The organism is Paenibacillus mendelii, assembly GCF_024498075.1.
GTDB classification, from domain to species: Bacteria; Bacillota; Bacilli; order Paenibacillales; family Paenibacillaceae; genus Paenibacillus_Z; species Paenibacillus_Z mendelii.
This window is the reverse complement of the sequence record NZ_JANHOF010000005.1, coordinates 145,679-162,271: the sequence shown is the minus strand read 5'-3', so window position 1 is coordinate 162,271 and position 16,593 is coordinate 145,679. Positions and strand designations below refer to the sequence as shown.

Annotated in this window: 15 protein-coding genes; 1 reads left to right on the top strand and 14 read right to left on the bottom strand. The window is 51.8% G+C overall.

What is annotated here, in order from left to right:
• Positions 1–61: 61 nt before the first annotated feature.
• The 4 genes from NNL21_RS18140 to NNL21_RS18125 are packed head-to-tail and all read right to left on the bottom strand — an operon-like array spanning position 62 to position 2,329.
• Positions 62–1,042 carry an aldo/keto reductase gene (locus tag NNL21_RS18140; RefSeq protein ID WP_204818623.1) on the bottom strand — a complete coding sequence of 327 codons (981 nt, stop codon included), beginning with the start codon at positions 1,040–1,042 and terminating at the stop codon, positions 62–64.
• Positions 1,043–1,083: 41 nt separating this feature from the next.
• Positions 1,084–1,920 carry a helix-turn-helix transcriptional regulator gene (locus tag NNL21_RS18135; protein WP_204818622.1) on the bottom strand — a complete coding sequence of 279 codons (837 nt, stop codon included), beginning with the start codon at positions 1,918–1,920 and terminating at the stop codon, positions 1,084–1,086.
• 30 nt (positions 1,921–1,950) lie between these two features.
• On the bottom strand, positions 1,951–2,151 hold the full coding sequence (locus NNL21_RS18130; RefSeq protein WP_204818621.1) for a hypothetical protein: 201 nt from the start codon (positions 2,149–2,151) through the stop codon (positions 1,951–1,953).
• A gap of 22 nt (positions 2,152–2,173) precedes the next feature.
• Positions 2,174–2,329, bottom strand: coding sequence for a hypothetical protein (locus NNL21_RS18125; protein WP_204818620.1), 156 nt, complete (start codon positions 2,327–2,329; stop codon positions 2,174–2,176).
• Between the two features lie 46 nt (positions 2,330–2,375).
• Between NNL21_RS18125 and NNL21_RS18120 the strand changes: the two genes are divergently transcribed.
• The gene (locus tag NNL21_RS18120; protein ID WP_204818619.1) at positions 2,376–2,573 is read left to right on the top strand and encodes a hypothetical protein; all 198 of its coding nucleotides are present in this window, start codon (positions 2,376–2,378) and stop codon (positions 2,571–2,573) included.
• On the opposite strand, the gene NNL21_RS18115 is transcribed toward NNL21_RS18120, so the two are convergent.
• The 10 genes from NNL21_RS18115 to NNL21_RS18070 all read right to left on the bottom strand — a co-directional run bounded on the left by NNL21_RS18115 (position 2,570) and on the right by NNL21_RS18070 (position 16,575).
• The gene (locus NNL21_RS18115; protein ID WP_256555321.1) at positions 2,570–2,692 is read right to left on the bottom strand and encodes a hypothetical protein; all 123 of its coding nucleotides are present in this window, start codon (positions 2,690–2,692) and stop codon (positions 2,570–2,572) included. The two genes, NNL21_RS18120 and NNL21_RS18115, sit on opposite strands and share 4 nt — an antisense overlap.
• 111 nt (positions 2,693–2,803) lie before the next feature.
• Complete coding sequence (locus tag NNL21_RS18110; protein ID WP_204818618.1) at positions 2,804–3,670, bottom strand: MBL fold metallo-hydrolase; 867 nt, start codon at positions 3,668–3,670, stop codon at positions 2,804–2,806.
• Positions 3,671–4,054: 384 nt separating this feature from the next.
• On the bottom strand, positions 4,055–5,191 hold the full coding sequence (locus NNL21_RS18105) for a response regulator (RefSeq protein WP_204818617.1): 1,137 nt from the start codon (positions 5,189–5,191) through the stop codon (positions 4,055–4,057).
• A complete protein-coding gene (locus NNL21_RS18100) occupies positions 5,188–6,555 on the bottom strand; it encodes a response regulator (RefSeq protein ID WP_373567580.1) in 1,368 nt (455 codons plus the stop codon). Before NNL21_RS18100 ends, NNL21_RS18105 begins: the two co-directional genes overlap by 4 nt.
• The gene (locus tag NNL21_RS18095) at positions 6,456–8,318 is read right to left on the bottom strand and encodes a sensor histidine kinase (RefSeq protein ID WP_256555320.1); all 1,863 of its coding nucleotides are present in this window, start codon (positions 8,316–8,318) and stop codon (positions 6,456–6,458) included. Before NNL21_RS18095 ends, NNL21_RS18100 begins: the two co-directional genes overlap by 100 nt.
• Before the next feature lie 430 nt (positions 8,319–8,748).
• Positions 8,749–10,152, bottom strand: a complete 1,404-nt coding sequence (locus tag NNL21_RS18090; protein WP_204818616.1) for an extracellular solute-binding protein — start codon at positions 10,150–10,152, stop codon at positions 8,749–8,751.
• A gap of 133 nt (positions 10,153–10,285) precedes the next feature.
• Entirely contained in the window at positions 10,286–11,290 is a 1,005-nt protein-coding gene (locus tag NNL21_RS18085; RefSeq protein WP_204818615.1) for a carbohydrate ABC transporter permease, read from the bottom strand.
• Positions 11,287–12,264, bottom strand: a complete 978-nt coding sequence (locus NNL21_RS18080) for a carbohydrate ABC transporter permease (RefSeq protein ID WP_256555319.1) — start codon at positions 12,262–12,264, stop codon at positions 11,287–11,289. The genes NNL21_RS18085 and NNL21_RS18080 overlap by 4 nt, the downstream gene beginning before the upstream one ends.
• The gene (locus tag NNL21_RS18075; protein WP_204818614.1) at positions 12,261–14,534 is read right to left on the bottom strand and encodes a DUF5696 domain-containing protein; all 2,274 of its coding nucleotides are present in this window, start codon (positions 14,532–14,534) and stop codon (positions 12,261–12,263) included. The genes NNL21_RS18080 and NNL21_RS18075 overlap by 4 nt, the downstream gene beginning before the upstream one ends.
• Before the next feature lies 1 nt (position 14,535).
• Positions 14,536–16,575, bottom strand: a complete 2,040-nt coding sequence (locus tag NNL21_RS18070) for a YIP1 family protein (RefSeq protein ID WP_204818613.1) — start codon at positions 16,573–16,575, stop codon at positions 14,536–14,538.
• Positions 16,576–16,593 lie beyond the last annotated feature (18 nt).

Genomic DNA, 16,593 nt, shown 5'->3' with positions numbered 1-16,593 from the left:
AAATCGGGGGGTTATTTCACTGCCGATAACGCGCTACTCCCGTTTTTACAATTCATACCCTTTACGGCTGCACAAGAGCCTTCCCATCCAAATAGGCTAATTGCTCCTGCGTCAGCCTTATATCTTCGGCGGACAGACTGTCCTGCAGCTGTTCCGGCGTCCTGCAGCCTATGATCGGCAGCGTGGTGAAGGGCTGGTCGATCAAATAACGGAGCGCGATCTGGGTGACGGAGCAGGATAGCTCGGAGGCCAGCTGTCTCGCCCGCTCGAATCTCTCCCAATTTGCCGCTGAACGATAGGTCGGACTTATCGCTTCATCGTCGCGGCTGTATGCGCCCGAATCCCATTTGCTGAACAATCCTTGGGCCTGCGCGGAATACGGCATGGCGCATAGCCCCGTCTGAACGTGGTGCCGATTCATTTCATCGTCCATGGCCACCAGCGTGGGATCGGCGAAATTCGCCGGGTCCGCTTCAGCCAGGCTCCACATCACTTGATTGCTCGTAAATCCTTGTATTCCCCGTTCTTCCGCATAGCGCTGCGCTTCCTCTATCCGCCGCGTGGTCCAGTTGGAGCATCCGAAGTACCGGATCTTCCCGGCCTGACGATGCTCATGCAGCGGCTCCAGAATGGCGCCGACGGGCTGGCTCGCATCGTCACGATGCAGGATATACATGTCAATCGTATCCACCTGCAGCTGACGCAAGCTTCCTTCGATGTCCGTCGCGATATCCTCGGGGGACAAGCGTGGCTTATCCATCGATTCCAGCAGCGGATGCCCCCCTTTCGTTGTCACAATCATCGCATGGCGGTTCTTTCTTGCTTTCATCCATAAACCAATCGTTTTTTCACTGATGCTTGCCTCGATAGGCAGCCAATTGGCATACACCTGCGCGGTGTCGATTAAATTGCCGCCTCTGTCCACATAAGCATCCATCAGATAGAAGGACTGCTCCATAGTTAACGTGCTTCCCAGTCCGCTTCCCCCTAGACAGAGGGTAGAGCCTTGCAGGTTTGTTCCTTTAATTGGTTTCTTATTCATTGATAACCCTCCTGCCAAGTTTACTTACTTTTCACGATCCTTCAATTCCTTCCAACCATCGATTTACGAAAGGCGTTGGGTGCCATCCCGTATTTCTTCTTGAACGCCCGGATAAAATGCGTGTAGGAGTTGAACCCGCAATTGTAGCAGATCTCGGTTACGGATATTTCGGAGCTGCTCACGAGCGACATCGCTGCACGGAGACGCAAGGACTGCATATAACTGCGGAATGAGCTTCCAGTCGCTTTGTGGAAGCATTCGCTAAAATAGTTCGGCGACAATCCGGACTGAGCGGACACCTTCTCCAGCGTCAGGGGCTCCCGGTAATGATGATGGATATAGATCAAGGCTTCCTGGATTAAGCTGTCGGTCTTGGAGCTCGTCCGCTCCTGCCGCCCATCTGCAACGGCCCGCAGCAGATCGATTAATATTCGTTCCAGTCCGCCCCTCATCAGAAGCTCGCTGCCAATCTCGCGATTAGCCGATTCTTCGATTAATCGTACGAACTCGGCATTCATCCGATCGAATCCCGCATCCTCGAAGCATGCCATGAAGCATTCACGATTAACGAACAGCAGATTCCGCAAGGAATCACTGAGCATCTCCTCCGAGAATTTCACATTGTACAGCTTCAGAGCCTTGTCCTTCGCGGGAATGATTTCATGAAAGTCGGATGGGGTCACGAGAAAGAGATAGCCTTTGGCAAGCGGGTAGGACTGCCCGTTCAGCAGATGCTCTCCTTCACCCTCGACGATAAATTCCAATTCGTAAAATTCATGCCAATGCAGCGGATAGGTCCGGTTAACGATGTAACAGGCGGGATGCATGAGAGATTCATTCTCGTTTAATAACCGATTAGGCAGCTTGCCCCATTTCATTCCATCTGTTCCTCCTGCCAATGATCGAGGTTACTCTTCACAGGGGAGATTGACTTCAGCGTAATGTGTGATCCCTGTGCACAATTCATCTCTCTTGTTCCGCCATAAATAACCGTGTATATGATTGCGGGCGTGATACGCATATCCAATGTCCGAGCCATCCGTTACTAAGTAAAACGTATGACTCTGGAGGACAAGCGCCTTCGGGTCATACTTGATCCATTCAATCACGGAGCTTCACCTCCTATAAGTATTAGTTGGAGCAGCTTGGATTATAGGTATGAATGTATCCGATTACATTGCTCTTATTGTCGCACGCTTGATTCTTCGTGTCTACGATTATCCCTTTGCGGAACCTGTCTACCGGTTTGTCTGTGATATATTGCACATCGTAAGTGAATATAGCCATGATACGATTACTCCTACAAGATATTGATTTGTAAAGGATGGTATACATGCCCCGAAAGATACTTCGAAGTGAGTCATCACCGTATCCATTTAAAGTGATCTTGAATCAAACACGTGTTGTGACGCTCCAAGGGAAAGGCACGATTATCGACAGAACGAGCGAATGGATCTTCGTGAAGCTTGATCGAAACAACGTGACCATTAAAACCAGTATTTTTATTGTCGAGCTGTTAGAGACCGCTTAAGAGGTCTTAAATAATCCATATGCCGGCAAATAGCCATACAGGTTCTCGAGCGAAACCGTATGGCTGTTGTCATCTGCCGCAAATCCTCCAGATAGCAGCCCTTCATTCTTCAATCTCACATTCTCATTGCAGCTCCCCGTTAAACCTGCCCAGATCTTTGGAATAAACTATGCAATAACCTCGTCCATATCAATTGTGATTCTTTTCTTCTCATTTCCTCCCGCCTCCGGTTACAAATCCACGCGCAAGCTGTCGTAGGCAGGCTGGATACCATGCGGCTTGAAGATTTCCGCCATCTCATCATGGGTCAACCCGATCTCATGGCTGAAATGCGTCGCAAACACCCGGCTGTTCTCGTGCAGCATCTTCTTGTCCCGGAATATGTGCGTCATCTCGATAACCGCATCAATGTTCAAATGACCGCCAGGCCTCTGACCCTTAGGGCGATCAGGCACATGTCCGCCTGTGCAGTCGAAGGTTGCCATATCCAATCGCTTGCCTTCCAGCCATGCCCAGGTTTCTTCCGGCAGCCAGCCGGTATCATTCGCATGCAGATAGGCCTTTCCGTCTTTCTCGATATAGAACAATAAACAGGTTTCTTCCCGGTCATGGTTGGCCAGTAGAGCCGTCACCCTGTAGGTGCCCTTCTCGGTCTCAAGCTCAATCGGGACAAACGGCTTAAGCATGCGGTAATGCATTCGATCCTCGGGATGGAAGAACCCGGCCTGCTGCGACGACGCCAGAACCGCCCGGCTTCCGGCCAGCACAAGCTCATCGCCATAGATATGGAACTCACGATCGATATTCTGGGCAAACCAGCGGGTCAGACGGCATTCCAGATCTGCTGGATAAAAGTGGTCGCGATGCGAATGCGTGAACAGCAGATGCTTCACCGCGCCCAAATCAATGTTATCCCGCACGACATGATAGAACGTATCCGGCGGAAAATCGATCTTAACCACACCGTCGATGAGCACGGAGGTTCGAGAACGAATATTGCGGCCGCCCAGCTCCCTAGCTTTCAAGCAGCTCGCGCATCTGCAGAATAGAGACGGCCATCCCTCCGAAGCTGATGTTCCCAAGAAATGAATATTCAATCCATTCTCCCCCTCTAATTTAACAATCTACCTTCGATTCATTACGTATACTTTGGTAATTATACTATATTTTTCAGATATATTTGCAATAAAAAGCATACCACGGACTGGCCTGCTGCTTAATCAGGCTAACCCTAATGGGGCAGAGACAGCTGATGTTATAAAACATTCGTATTTATGAATCCATTGCTCAGGTGAAGCCATATCGGCTTCGCTGCCTTCGCTTTATCCAATGAATACGTGTATGCGGTTTTTCCTTTTGTAATGACCGCTTTCGTCTTCTTGCCTGCAGGCGCGTCATATCAGCTTGGACAGATCAAGCCATGCTGGTGATGAACAAAAAAAGAGCTGAGCAGGTATTGTTTCTGCTCAACTCTTATGTATTTATTCCATCACCCGATGAATGCGATTGAGGAGCCGCTTGGCGGATTCCGACGGCTGGGAATCATATTCCGTGCACATCATGCCCGCGAGCTGATCATATTGCTGTTGAGCTAGCGCATGTTGGCCTTCATTCACGAAATGCTCAATGAGAGCTTCGTATATTTCTTCGGAATACGGGTATTGCTGCAGAAGCCGCTCGTACATGTCAACCGCCTTTTTAGAAAAACCTTCATTCGTCCAATAGCGGCATAACTCCATCCCATGACGGTAACATAAGCTTCGGAGGCGCTCCAGCTCACCCTGTGACCAGATGTAATCATGCTCACACAAGTAATCGCCCGGATAAGCATCAAACCGCCGTTGATAGTCATCCGCAGATTTAGCCGTTAAAGGCGGCAGCTTGCCGATCGCTTCCTCCCATTCCTGCGTATCCACTTGAAGGCCTTCATTCCTCAGCCAGTATCCATCCCCGCTGTTAAGCAGCCGTATGTTCAAGGAAGCCCCCTCGAACGTTTTGCGAAGCCTATAGATCGTCGTATACATATGGGTAAAGCCCTTTTTCTCGTCTGAGTCCGGCCAAAGCAGCTCTAGAAGAGCCTCCTTGCGAACCGGCTGTCCCCTCTTGTACACCAGGTAGGCGAATAATTCGCGAGACTTGGAGGTCCTCCAGGACAGCGGCTCCCCGTCACGACCGAAGATGTTCATCGTCCCCGCACACTGCACGCGTACGACGGGCTCTGGCTCTTCCTCCACCATCAAAGGCGTTTGGCGGATATTCAATATCTCCTTCTGAAGCCTGTCGACCGTCTGCTTAAGACGCAGCGGCTGCACCGGTTTCAGTACGTAGTCGAGGGCATTCAATTCGAAAGCCTTCACAGCATACTCATCGTAGGCAGTAACGAAAACGATGACCATTGACTCATTGATCGTCTGCAGCTTCTCGGCGACTTGAATCCCGTTCATCTCCGGCATGTCGATATCGATAAAAGCAACGTCCGGCTGCAGCTCTTCCGCCGCCGCGACCGCATGAGCCGGCAAAGAGAACGTACCGATGATGTTCACACCTTCGAACCGTTTCAACTGATGCTCCAGACTTCTGAGCGCAAGCGGCTCGTCATCAAGCAATATCGCATTCATTCATGACCCTCCTTTACTACGGCAACCGGCTGAGGTGGGCATACCGAATCCCTGATCCGGAATGCGACCGTCGTGCCTTGATCCTGCAGGCTTCGTATTTGCAATCTATTGCCGTAGCTTTGCTTCAGTCTTCTGTCGGTGTTGCGCAGTCCGATTCCCGAACCTGGGTTCGGGTTACCGTCTAATAATTTTGCTGCCGTGTGTGCATCCATTCCGATTCCGTTATCTATTATGACGACTTCCGCGCCTTCAGCAATTTTGGTAATACGAATGCGGATTTCACCACCCTCTGGACGCTTCAGAATACCATGCCTCACTGCATTCTCGACCAGCGTCTGAATGGTTAGTGGCGGTATGTAAAGCTTCAAGCCCCCGGCAACCTCCCACCGAACATGAAGCCGGTCGCCGAATCGTTCTTGCTCGATGTTCACATACGAACGAACGAGCTGGAGCTCCTGTTCAAGTGGTACAAGACGCTCGGAATTGCGGAAGTCAAAGCTTGACTTCAAGTAATGTCCGAATGTTTCAAGAAGACTTCTCATCCGGTTCGTATCGAAATCGCCTAATGCAGCGATCGTGTTTAAGGTGTTAAACAAAAAGTGAGGCTTTATTTGCGCTTGCAGCCATGCAGCCTCTAAGCGCAACCGTTCGCGCACGGAATACTTGAGCTCGGTCAGCGCCCTTACGCGTGCCCTCAGCTCGGCAGCGTCCATCGGTTTCGTCACGTAGTCATTCGCACCGGAGAGAAAACCAGTCTGCAAATCCTCAGGCCGGCTGCGGGCGGTTAGCAGAAGAATGGGCAGCTCGGCTAATGTGAAGCGCTCACGGATGAGCTGCGTTAGCTCATATCCCGACATCGCAGGCATCATGACGTCGGCAACAACCAGATCCCATTCTCTCGAATCCAGAATAGAAAGTGCTTCTTTGCCGCTGCTGACCATGACAACCTCGAAGCCATCCGCAGTTAGTATGTTCTTCAGTACAATCCGATTGACGGAATCATCATCGACGATCAGGATCGTTGGTCCTCCGCCATCGGACTTGATTATGGGCTCATTCGATAATTCATTTAGGTCGCCGGTGGAGCGGGAGTAGACTTCATCGCGGACAGTATCGCCTGACCGCTCCAATTGATCCTCCGCTTGGTCGGTGACTGGCCCCGCGCCGGACAGCTTCATCGAGAAAGAGAACGCGCTGCCTTCGCCCAGGACGGAATCAACCTTGATCGTCCCTCCATGAAGCTCCACGAACTGCTTGCAGATGGTTAAGCCCAGCCCGATTCCGCTGCCAACCGCGGTGATTCCCGAGTCACCTTGCTCATAAGGCTCGAATATCTTATTCCGCTGCTCTTCATCCATACCAATACCGGTGTCCTCGATATAGATGACGGCCATCTCCCCCTCCGCCTGAGCACGACAGTGATAACGCCCTCGTTCGTATATTTGACCGCGTTATGAAGAAGATTGAACAGAATTTGAATCAGTCTGCTCTCATCAGCCATAACCATAGGGAATGCGCTTGCAATCCGATTATCAAAGCGGATCAATTTGTCTTCGGTCATGAAACGAAGCATATCAATTACACCTGAAGCGACCGTTTGAACATGTACGGGCTTAACCTGCAGCCGGATCCCCTTCTCCTTAAGCAGAGTCAGATCGAGCAGATCATTCAGCATGAACGACATGCGCCGTCCTACAGTCACGACGAGCTCCAGCTTCCGGGCATCCTTCTCCACGAGGCCATTATTCTCCGTATCCAATACAGATTGGGCGATATTGAGTATGCCGTGAAGCGGGTTTCGAAGCTCATGGGATACATTCGCCAGAAAGTCATCCTTGCGCTTCACTTCCTTCTGAAGCTTACTAGACAACAGTTTCGTCAGCGCGACAGAACGATGATACCGCCGGAACCAGAACGATGCCGCCGCCAGAAAAGCGACAAGTATATCGACGGGGTAAAATCCGATCTCGAACCATATTTGATTTTTGAGAAGTCCACCCAAACAGCTCAGCGCGATCGCAATGGCACCGAATAACAAGAAGATAATATCCTCGATGCCTGCAAAGACCACTCGGAGCGTGAGCTGGATAAAGATGGACACCGCCAGAAGCAAGATCAGGAAATAATACAACCTCACTGCCAAGAATGCGGAGGGTGGCAAGACGAGTATCGATAGAACGGCTGCTGCACTTAATAGTTGTACAATACGGTATGCACCTGCCGGCATATAATCCGGCAATTGTGCCCGCGCAAACTTGAGCAGTGACACCCCGATTCCAATCAACGCCATATACTGCAGCTTAATGGTCCACTCCCAGTTCAATGGTAACCATTGCTGAAGCAGCTTGTCATCATCTGTCAGCACCATCACCATGGCACATAGTACAAGTACGGCGAAAGAAAGAAGCACTTTGTCACGCGCCCCGAACAGATAGACGAGAACCGCGTAGATCGCATGGATCGCGAGCACGACGATCACCATGAACTGCATGGCCAAAGCAAGGCGTGATTCTCCGGAAACGGCCCTTTCTGTTCCGAATTTGACCGAATGGACAATGCCTCCGAACTGGCCGTTTACGTAGTTTGCCGCTTCGATAACGACGTCGATTTCCCCATCCTCGGACATGAAAGCAGCTGAATAAAACCTATTTCCGGGCTTATATGTCTGTTGTGATTCTGCCGGCTGCCCGGTGCTGGCAAGCAGACGGCCGTTCACGTACAGCTTGGATGAAGTAGCAATCCCGTTAACGTCTATGCTAAACAGCCTTTCGTCATCCGGATCGACGAGAATTCGCAACCGGTACGAACCATAGCCATAGGTTGAATCCGCGTCCGGCGATAACGACCTTTGCCAATTACCCGGAACCTGGATGAACGCAGAGTCCTCGGTGGTCATGCCCTCTGGTTTAGCCTCTTCCATGATGAATCTGTATGGATAAAATTCCCACTCCCCATCCAGTGTGATCGTGCCGTTATGAAGAAGATTCGATTCTCTCAGGTCCAATTGTCCCTGGGTGGCTGGAGGCGATTCCTGTGGATGATGAGTGACGATCCAAATTATTCTAATCCCAATTAATAATAGAAGAAACAAGCTTGTAAGACATAATAATTTACGTTTTGACATCATGTCTACTCATTCGACATATACCGCCTTATTCCTCCAAGTCCAGTCCTGTAAAGAAACGAGCGGACAAATGAAAAGAAACAGCACAAGCCGTGGCTGACGGCGCTCAAGTCTAGTGAGAGGGCTCCGAACAGCGCCTATACTCTGTCTGCTGTAATGCCATTTTTTACCTTAATGACATAAATCCGGATTCTTTCGGGAATCATGGCAGCTAGCTCCCCCTGGGACCATAGATAAATTCGTAGGCGTGAACCTTAAATATTCGATCTGTCAAGAAGAAACGGAAAAACCGCCGGGCATCCCCGGCGGCTTCCTTGTTTCTTCTCCTCTATCGACCCCATGTTGCAGCAACGGCAGGACGGACTATGAATCGTCCTTCCCCGATTTCAGCATTCCATTCTGTAAGGCCTATTCCCGCACTGCCCTCATGTTCTTACCAGCCTAACAGCTTGCGGGATTCCAGTGTCTTCTTGTTCCACGCTTCAACGGCAGGGATAATGCTGTTTACATCCCCCTTGGCCGTTCGGAACATATCCGTGAGTGCATTGTCGACTGTCGCTAAATATTCTGTGAAATCAGGTACGTTTGCTCCCGGCATGTTACAGCACATCTTGGTCGATAACTTGACCGCTTCCGTATTTTTGCCTTTCCACATCTCAACTTGGTCAATGTAACTATCCAGATCCGGATGCTCGACAAATGTGTTCGAACCATTCTCAATCATCCACTTTTGTGCTTCTAGCTCGAATTGGAAGCTGAGCCATTTGAACGCTTCTTCTTTATGCTTGGAAGCTTTCAGAATGCCGATCGGGCCAAGGATTTGCGTAGTTGCTTGCATCACTTTCCCCTTCGGCATCGGGAGAACATCCCATTCGAATTTGGCTTCTGTCTTCAAGCCTGGCAGGACCCAGTCCGCGCCAAGCGTGAACAACGCTTTACCCGTCAAGAAGCTGTTGTTCAGGTCCCAGCCCATCTTGGCTGCTTCATCAGCATCCGGGATGACATTCCATTTGGTCGTCAGCTCCATGATCCAGCGCATATCGTTCAGTACATCAGGCGTGTGCGCAACGCTCTGTGTCAAATCCTTGTTCAGGAAGTACAGGTTGTCTGCGTGCCCATTGGCAACCGGCATCGCCCATTTGAAATGCTGGGAGAACAAAGCATCATAAGCGATCCCGTATTCGCCTGCAGCCGGGTCCGTCGCTTTCTTAGCCATCTCCAGCAGATCCTCATAGGTCCAGTCATTCGCCGGCATCTCCATACCTTTTTTCTTCAACAGATCTTTATTGACGAGCATCCATTCGGCGATTTTGGAGAACGGAATCGCAAATCTTTCTTCCCCTGTCTTGAAAGCGTCGAGAAACCCTTCAGATACTTTCGCTTCCTGAATGGTCTTATCGACCTCGATATACGGCGTCAAGTCTTCCAGCAAACCTTCGTTGGTCCATGTGCTCAAGCCCTGGATCCAGGTCAAATCAGCCGAATCTCCGGCAGCTACCAGAGCAGCCTGTTTCTCCATCATCGCATCGTCCCCGCCTACGACGAGGGGTTCAATGGTTATCCATGGATACTTCTTGTGAAACAGATCGAACTCGGCTTGATATTGTCCCACGAACCATGTCAGCAGCTTTAAGGTAACCGGCTCTTTCTTCTCATCCGGCACAACTTCCGGTTCGTCATTCGTCTTGCTATTATTCGGGGTGTTACCGGTTTGCTTAACCTCTCCTGAATCTTGGGTCCCGCTATTACTCGGTTCATTTTTCGAGCATGCAGACAGAACAACCGTAAATATAAGCATAATGGCGAGTACAACTGAAACATAACCTTTCCTTTTCATCTGATAGACCTCCATTTTTTAAATTCACTGTTCATCGGTCAAGCTGTCATGAAAGCAGTCGTGCGCCCCCTTGCCCGCTCACGCCTTAGCGAAAACGGTCACCTCCCTTCAGAACACGATCATGGGCATGCGTTTATTCAACTAAGCCGGTACGTTCAATTCCTTCCGTAAACCAGCGCTGGGTAATCATGTACACGATCAAAGGCGGCATGATGATCAGGAATGCGGCAGCCATCTTCGGTCCTTCGGATATTGGATCCTTGCCGAAACCCGCATTAAAATTGATTTGCGTGTTCCCCATCAGCTCTTCCTGCAACAGGTTCAGCCTCAGGGATAAGGGCAAGAAATCTTTGCCTAGAAACATCGAAGGCTCGTAGTACATGTTCCAATACCAGATGAAGGAAAAGAGAAAGACGACCAGGCAAGCAGAGCGTGCGAGCGGCAGCATGATTCGGAAAAACAACCGGAACGAGGATGCGCCGTCGATCTTAGCTGCCTCTTCGAGCGCTTTCGGCTGCGTCAGAAAGAATTGCCGGAAAATGATGATAAAGAGCGCTCCCCGCAAGCCTTGAGCGAAGATAGCCGGAATAAAAAAGACAAAAGGCGTATTCAACCAGCCGAGTTTCCCGTAGATGGCATATAACGGGATCATCGTGATCTGGGGCGGAATGAGAAACGTGACAATAATGAGAAAGAAAGCTAGATTCCGGCCAGGAAACTTAAGCCGTGCCAAGGCATAGCCGGTAACGGCACAGGAGCAGACCTGCGCCGCCGAGCAGACAAGTGCGATCGTGAGCGTGTTCGTAAACGCCTCCGGATACCGCAAACCCCGCCAAGCATCGCTCAGGTTCTGCCAATTGACGGTACGCGGAATCCACTGGACGACTGGATCGATCAAGTCGCTTACCGTTTTAAGCATCGTGGAAACCATGTAGAATACAGGCTGCAGGTACAAGAATCCGATGACCGCCAAGAGCAGCAAAATAATGATTTTGGCTAGCCAGCCATCATTGGTATGCTGCCCGAGCAGCATTTTCTTCACCTGCTGCGCCCGGCGGCTGCCAAGTGCCTGCTCGGAATCCCGCTTGAACCGGCTGATGGCAGCCGTAGCTTTCGCTGTGAATCCGCCGCTTTTCATTGCATCGCCCTCCTTCCCTTAGCCGCCCGGTACGTGATCCAGAGCACGACGGCAAGCAGCGCGATAATAATGGCAAAGTAGATCCATGCCAGGGCACTTGCATACCCGTAGCCCGTGGCCGGCTTAAACATATTGGCCCGAACATGATCCATGACCGGATTGAACGGAAACGTGAACAGATCGACGATCGTAAATACGGCATTCAGTCCGATAAACGGCACCATCGCAGGAAGCGTAATTTTCCAGAAGCTTTCCCATGGCGTTGCACCGTCGATCCGCACAGCTTCATAGATGGTTTTCGGAATCGTCTGGAAGCCGGCGATAAAGATTAGAATCTGCACGCCGGAATACCAGAGAATAATGACTGCTTTGCTCAATACGGCCAATACCGGCTCGGCAATCCGCGGACCGACATTCTCTCTGACGAGTCCCTCGAGATTGTACTGCTCGATGAAGGGCAGCTTGCCTGCGCCTTGGACGAACAGCTCCGTAAGCACCTGGCCGGTGGCGAAGATGACCGGCAGGAAGAACACCGCCCGTACGACGGTGCGTCCGGGAAACTTCTGATTGAGCAGAAGCGATACGAAGAAGGAAAAAATCAGGATAAGCGGGATCATCAGCAGCATCTCTTGAAAATAGGTAATGAGCTGAATCGAATACACATTATCCTCGACAAAGGCTCTCTTATAATTGTCCAAGCCCACCCAATCGAACTTGAATCCTTCCGGTGTAATGCGTACCTTGTTGAAGCTGTTGAACAGCGACCAGCCGACGGGAAAGGCAACAAGAACGGCAAAGCCGATGATCCATGGGAGCATAAATAAGTAACCCACGCCGTAATCTCTCCACCTGTACATCCTATAGCGTCTGCGGCGCTGTTTGTCGTCCATCCCGTTACTGTCCCCGGCGGGTAAGGTGCCGGCCGGATGCATGCTGCCGCCAGGTTCAACGATATGGCCTGAATCCGTGTTCATTTCGCCGCCCCCTTCGCCACATCGAACCGATTTGCCTGGTAATCAACCGTTACCTCCGTGCCGTCTTCGTATGTTGTAACAAACACACCTTCACTCATCTTCCGATGATCACTGATTCGAAGACTGTACACATGGGCTAATTGGTCAAATTTCTTATATTCAGCCGCTACCCGTTCTTTCCAGACCGCAAACTCGCTGCTGTACAGCATCGTGTCGTAGCTTGTGCCGATCAATTGGCGGCTCGGTCTTTCCGTCAGGATGAAATAAGGGACCGCGCCGTATTCTATGGCGCGAAGCAGCTCCTCATCCTGCATCTGACGCAAATTGCCAGGCGCTGCGGTATAAGCGATTGAACCGTGCAGGACAATCGGGTAGAACGGTACGGTCTCATCCACGATGACATCATAGCTGGAGCTCGTCGGCAGCTCGGTTATCAAATCAATGTTCGCAAGCGCATAATCGTTGCCGTGGACGGTACCCGCCGAGGCGAATCGATTCTGTACGTATCCCAGAAATGAGTTATACAAATACGCCGTGTCCTCACGCTCAAGCGCTGCTCCGCTATTATAATCGCGGAACACGGATTCCCCGGGTCCTTGGAGCAGCAGGCCATCCGCACCCAATGCTGCGAATGTGTCAACGGTTTTCTTGGCGGCACGCACCGCTGTCCCCGGATTCAACATGAACTTCCCTTGCCGGTTAAAGACGACCGTGCCGTCAACTCCGCGCATGCCCTCCGTTTTGGCAGAAACCTCGGCTTGCTCCGGGTCCATGACCGCCATGTTGTCGGCAAACCACACCTCGCCGCCCTGAGCTTGAACGGTTTCGATCAGACGGGCGGCTCCGCTTTCGCCGCCAAGCTCGGCTTCGATCGGAAACCGGCGTTCGGATTCGACGAACCCGTCTTGCTGCCAGCCGTTATAGATGAGACGTAATTTCTCCACCCCGCTGGAAGCGAGCTCCCCGGCCATTTTCTCCGCCTGCTTGAATGAGGTCATCGGGACATAACGCAAGCCGCCCGAGGTTACTTTGGCAGCGCCGCCAATAACCGACAGCTGCAGCGGTACATGCGTAACAGACTCCAGCGGTTTCCCGAGCATTCCGCTTTGCTCCAGGTAGTCACGGTATGAATGGGCCATGCCGGTGTAATCCGCCTCTTCCCCGGACAGCAGACGGTATTCGATTCGGCGGTCCCGATGAATGCGTTCCTTCTGCATCGTGTTGATCGGCGCCCCGAGCCGGCTCACCTTACGCGGGTACTCTTCACGGTACACGAAGTTAGCGCTAATCGAGTGGTAAGTAGACACGATTCCTGCCGGCACGGCCTTGATCCATGTCGAATATTTGCCTTCCTTCACGATTGCTGCGTAACCATGGTCCCCCCGCTTTAAGCCGAACACCGGGTAGCTGATCTGCTCGCGGGGAATCGAAGGCGATTTGGCATTGGCGATTTCGTCCCCATAGATGGGATAGTCGTAACGGACGCCGCCGGCAATCCGTTTCTTGTCGAATCGGATCAATCCTCCCGGACCGTCAGGCACGAACATGTATCCCTCCTCCTCCGTCCCGGACACGGCACCGAAGAATGGAAGCACATTGATAGCAAGCAGGTAGTTCTCGCCGTTCTCTTCAATGCCTTGGGTCGGGACGCTAACTTCCAGTCCGCTGCCTGTCAGCTCATACTGGATAACGAAGGAAAGCTGAAGCTCTTCATAGGTATACGAGGCTTGCAAGCCCTTATCGAACGTGTCGTATCGAATGTCCGGCTTAGGCTCAAGCGCGTTCGTCATATTGCGCTGCGTATTTCCTGTCGTCATATACTCGAGAATGAATGGCGACTGCAGGTTCGACAGCTGCAGCCCCTTTACGGTTTCCTTCTCCAGCTGCTCAGCAGGCGGATTGCTCCGCCACACATACCCGCTGCGAGTGTCCCGTACGGCGATTTGACTCGTACCTGGATCAACGAGCAGCGAGAACTTCCCGTTACTAGCCGCCTCAGCGTAACCATTTGCATCCGTCCCCCCCGGAGACCAAGCCGCATCCGGATAGACCGGGAACAACGATTGCTCCGGCATCCGGATTTGCATCTCCGAAAGCGCGGGCAGCGCTGGCTTGCTTGCAACTACAATCGCGGTGACGACTACTATAGCGGCGCATACGCCTGCTGCCAGCAGCGCCATTCTTCCCCGCCTGCCTCGCGGCCAAAGCCGGCTTCTTCTGCTCTGCCTTCCCGCGCCTGCAGGTCCTTGCGGTAATTCTACTTTAGGCACCTCAGGTCACCTCCCGGAAGATCTGATACACGAAGTCGAACAGGTTGAAGCCGAGCCCCGCGATGATGACGAGGAAGATCCAGATGACCACGATCGTACACAAGGTGATCAGCACGTTCTTCACCGTTTCTAAGAAATCAAAGTTATGAATGACCTGTGTCATGATAAAGAACAGCGCCAGCATCCAAATCCAATAAATTTGTTCAATGGAATCGACGATAATCCGTTCTTCCAGCACGACAATATGAGAGAGCGCAATGACGGGAATCATGAGCGCAATGTAAGGCACCAGCGCAAATGTGCTCGCCTGCAGCACCTCGCGCAAGCGTCCTTCTCCGCCTTTTACCGCGCTTACCAGGTAGTTCGCGATAATCCACGTCGCCCATGGGGCAAACAGCGTGGCCAGCGACATGGTCAGGTTAACCCGGCTCAAATCATAGGGATGGAAGATAAAACCCATGCCGTAGACGGACACGATCCGAATTCCAGCGGCAAGCACAACAATAAGACCTAGAATCGCCCAAGAAATCTTTCGTTCCTTCAGCCGGTAGAAGCCTTCATAGGGGTGCAGCATCGTATACAGCGCATCCTTCATTTCACGGCCGTAACGTACAGACAGCGGCGGCCATGAACGCCCTTCCGCATAAGCAAACGTCCTGCGCAGCAGCAATCTTCCACCCCATAAGACAAGGGCCAATCCAACCACAGCATACAGAAAGTACTGCTTGATCCATTCATAACGAACGCTCCAGAACGCCTCGGAATATCCAGCGGCATTATAGGCATCCTCGAATTGGGCCATCGCTGTCTCGTATTGTTTTTCATGCAGCGATATTTTACCGAGTCCCTCGAAGGTCAGGTTTATCATCCCGTTCTCCTTGGCGACCTCTTCCCAATACGGCTTGCTCTCCTTATAACGCCCTTCATAGTAGAGCTTCGCCGCCGTGAGGAACGATTCGCCGAAGGCCGTCCGTTTGAATACCTGGATCGTATTCGAAGCGCTGTCCGATACCCACAGCTTGTTGTCACTGCTTACGGCAAGACTGGAGGGATAGCTGAGAATGCCGAGCTGATGAACCGTTTTATCCGTATCCCCGAAATAGAAGAGCACATTGCCCTGTGGATCGTAGATCGATATCGCGCCGTCCTCGCGGTTAACGCCATACAGAAAGTTGCTCTGATCCACCCCGGCATCCGAGAGCTGGAACTCGTTAAACCTTTTATTCTGAAATGCGTCCATCCCGCCGGCATTGAGCCTCTTTAATTGTCCGTCGCTTAAGCCGGAGCTTGTTGTGAGGAGGAAGCCCTCGCCCGTGAGAGCCACATTCTCGATCGAGCCCGGCCGCCGTGCGATTTCCTTCTCGAGCTGTTTCTTGTTCAGCACGGCCCGCTTCAGCCGGTCGAGCCACGACAGCTCTGTTTTATTCGAACCGAAGAAGCCCGTGAATTTCCCTTTGGCATCTAAACGCAGCAGACCTTGGTAGGAGTCCTTCACGACGATATACATGACGCCCCGGACATCCACGACGAGCTTGCTCGGAACGAAAAAGTATTCCTGCGGCAATAGCGGTGATTCCGGTTTTCCGTAAGCTTGCTGAAACCTGCCGCCCTTCGTGAATACCGCAATCCGGTTATTTCCCGTATCCGCAACGTAGATCGTCCCCTCCTCCGTCACGAATACCCCCAGCGGCTGGTTCAGCATTCCGTCCCCATCGGCCTCTCCGATATGGCGCACGAATTTCCCCTGCTCATCCAGCTCGACGATCCGGTTGTTGCCGGTGTCGGCCACATAGACATGGTTGTCCTTCGTGATGAACAGATCGCTCGGTGCAGATAGCGGGAGCTCGAAACCGTCCCAGCCGATGATCCCATCCGGAACATATAAAGGCTGCGTCGTAATCATTCGTCCGGTCTGCTGGTCATTAAACCATGTCTTATACGGCAATTTGGCCGAGACAGTATCCGGAAGGAATAAGCAAAGCATGCATAACAGCAGCAACGCTTTGGGGAACGGACGATTAAACCGATTTCTCATCCTCATCCTCTCTCTTCCCCCCAC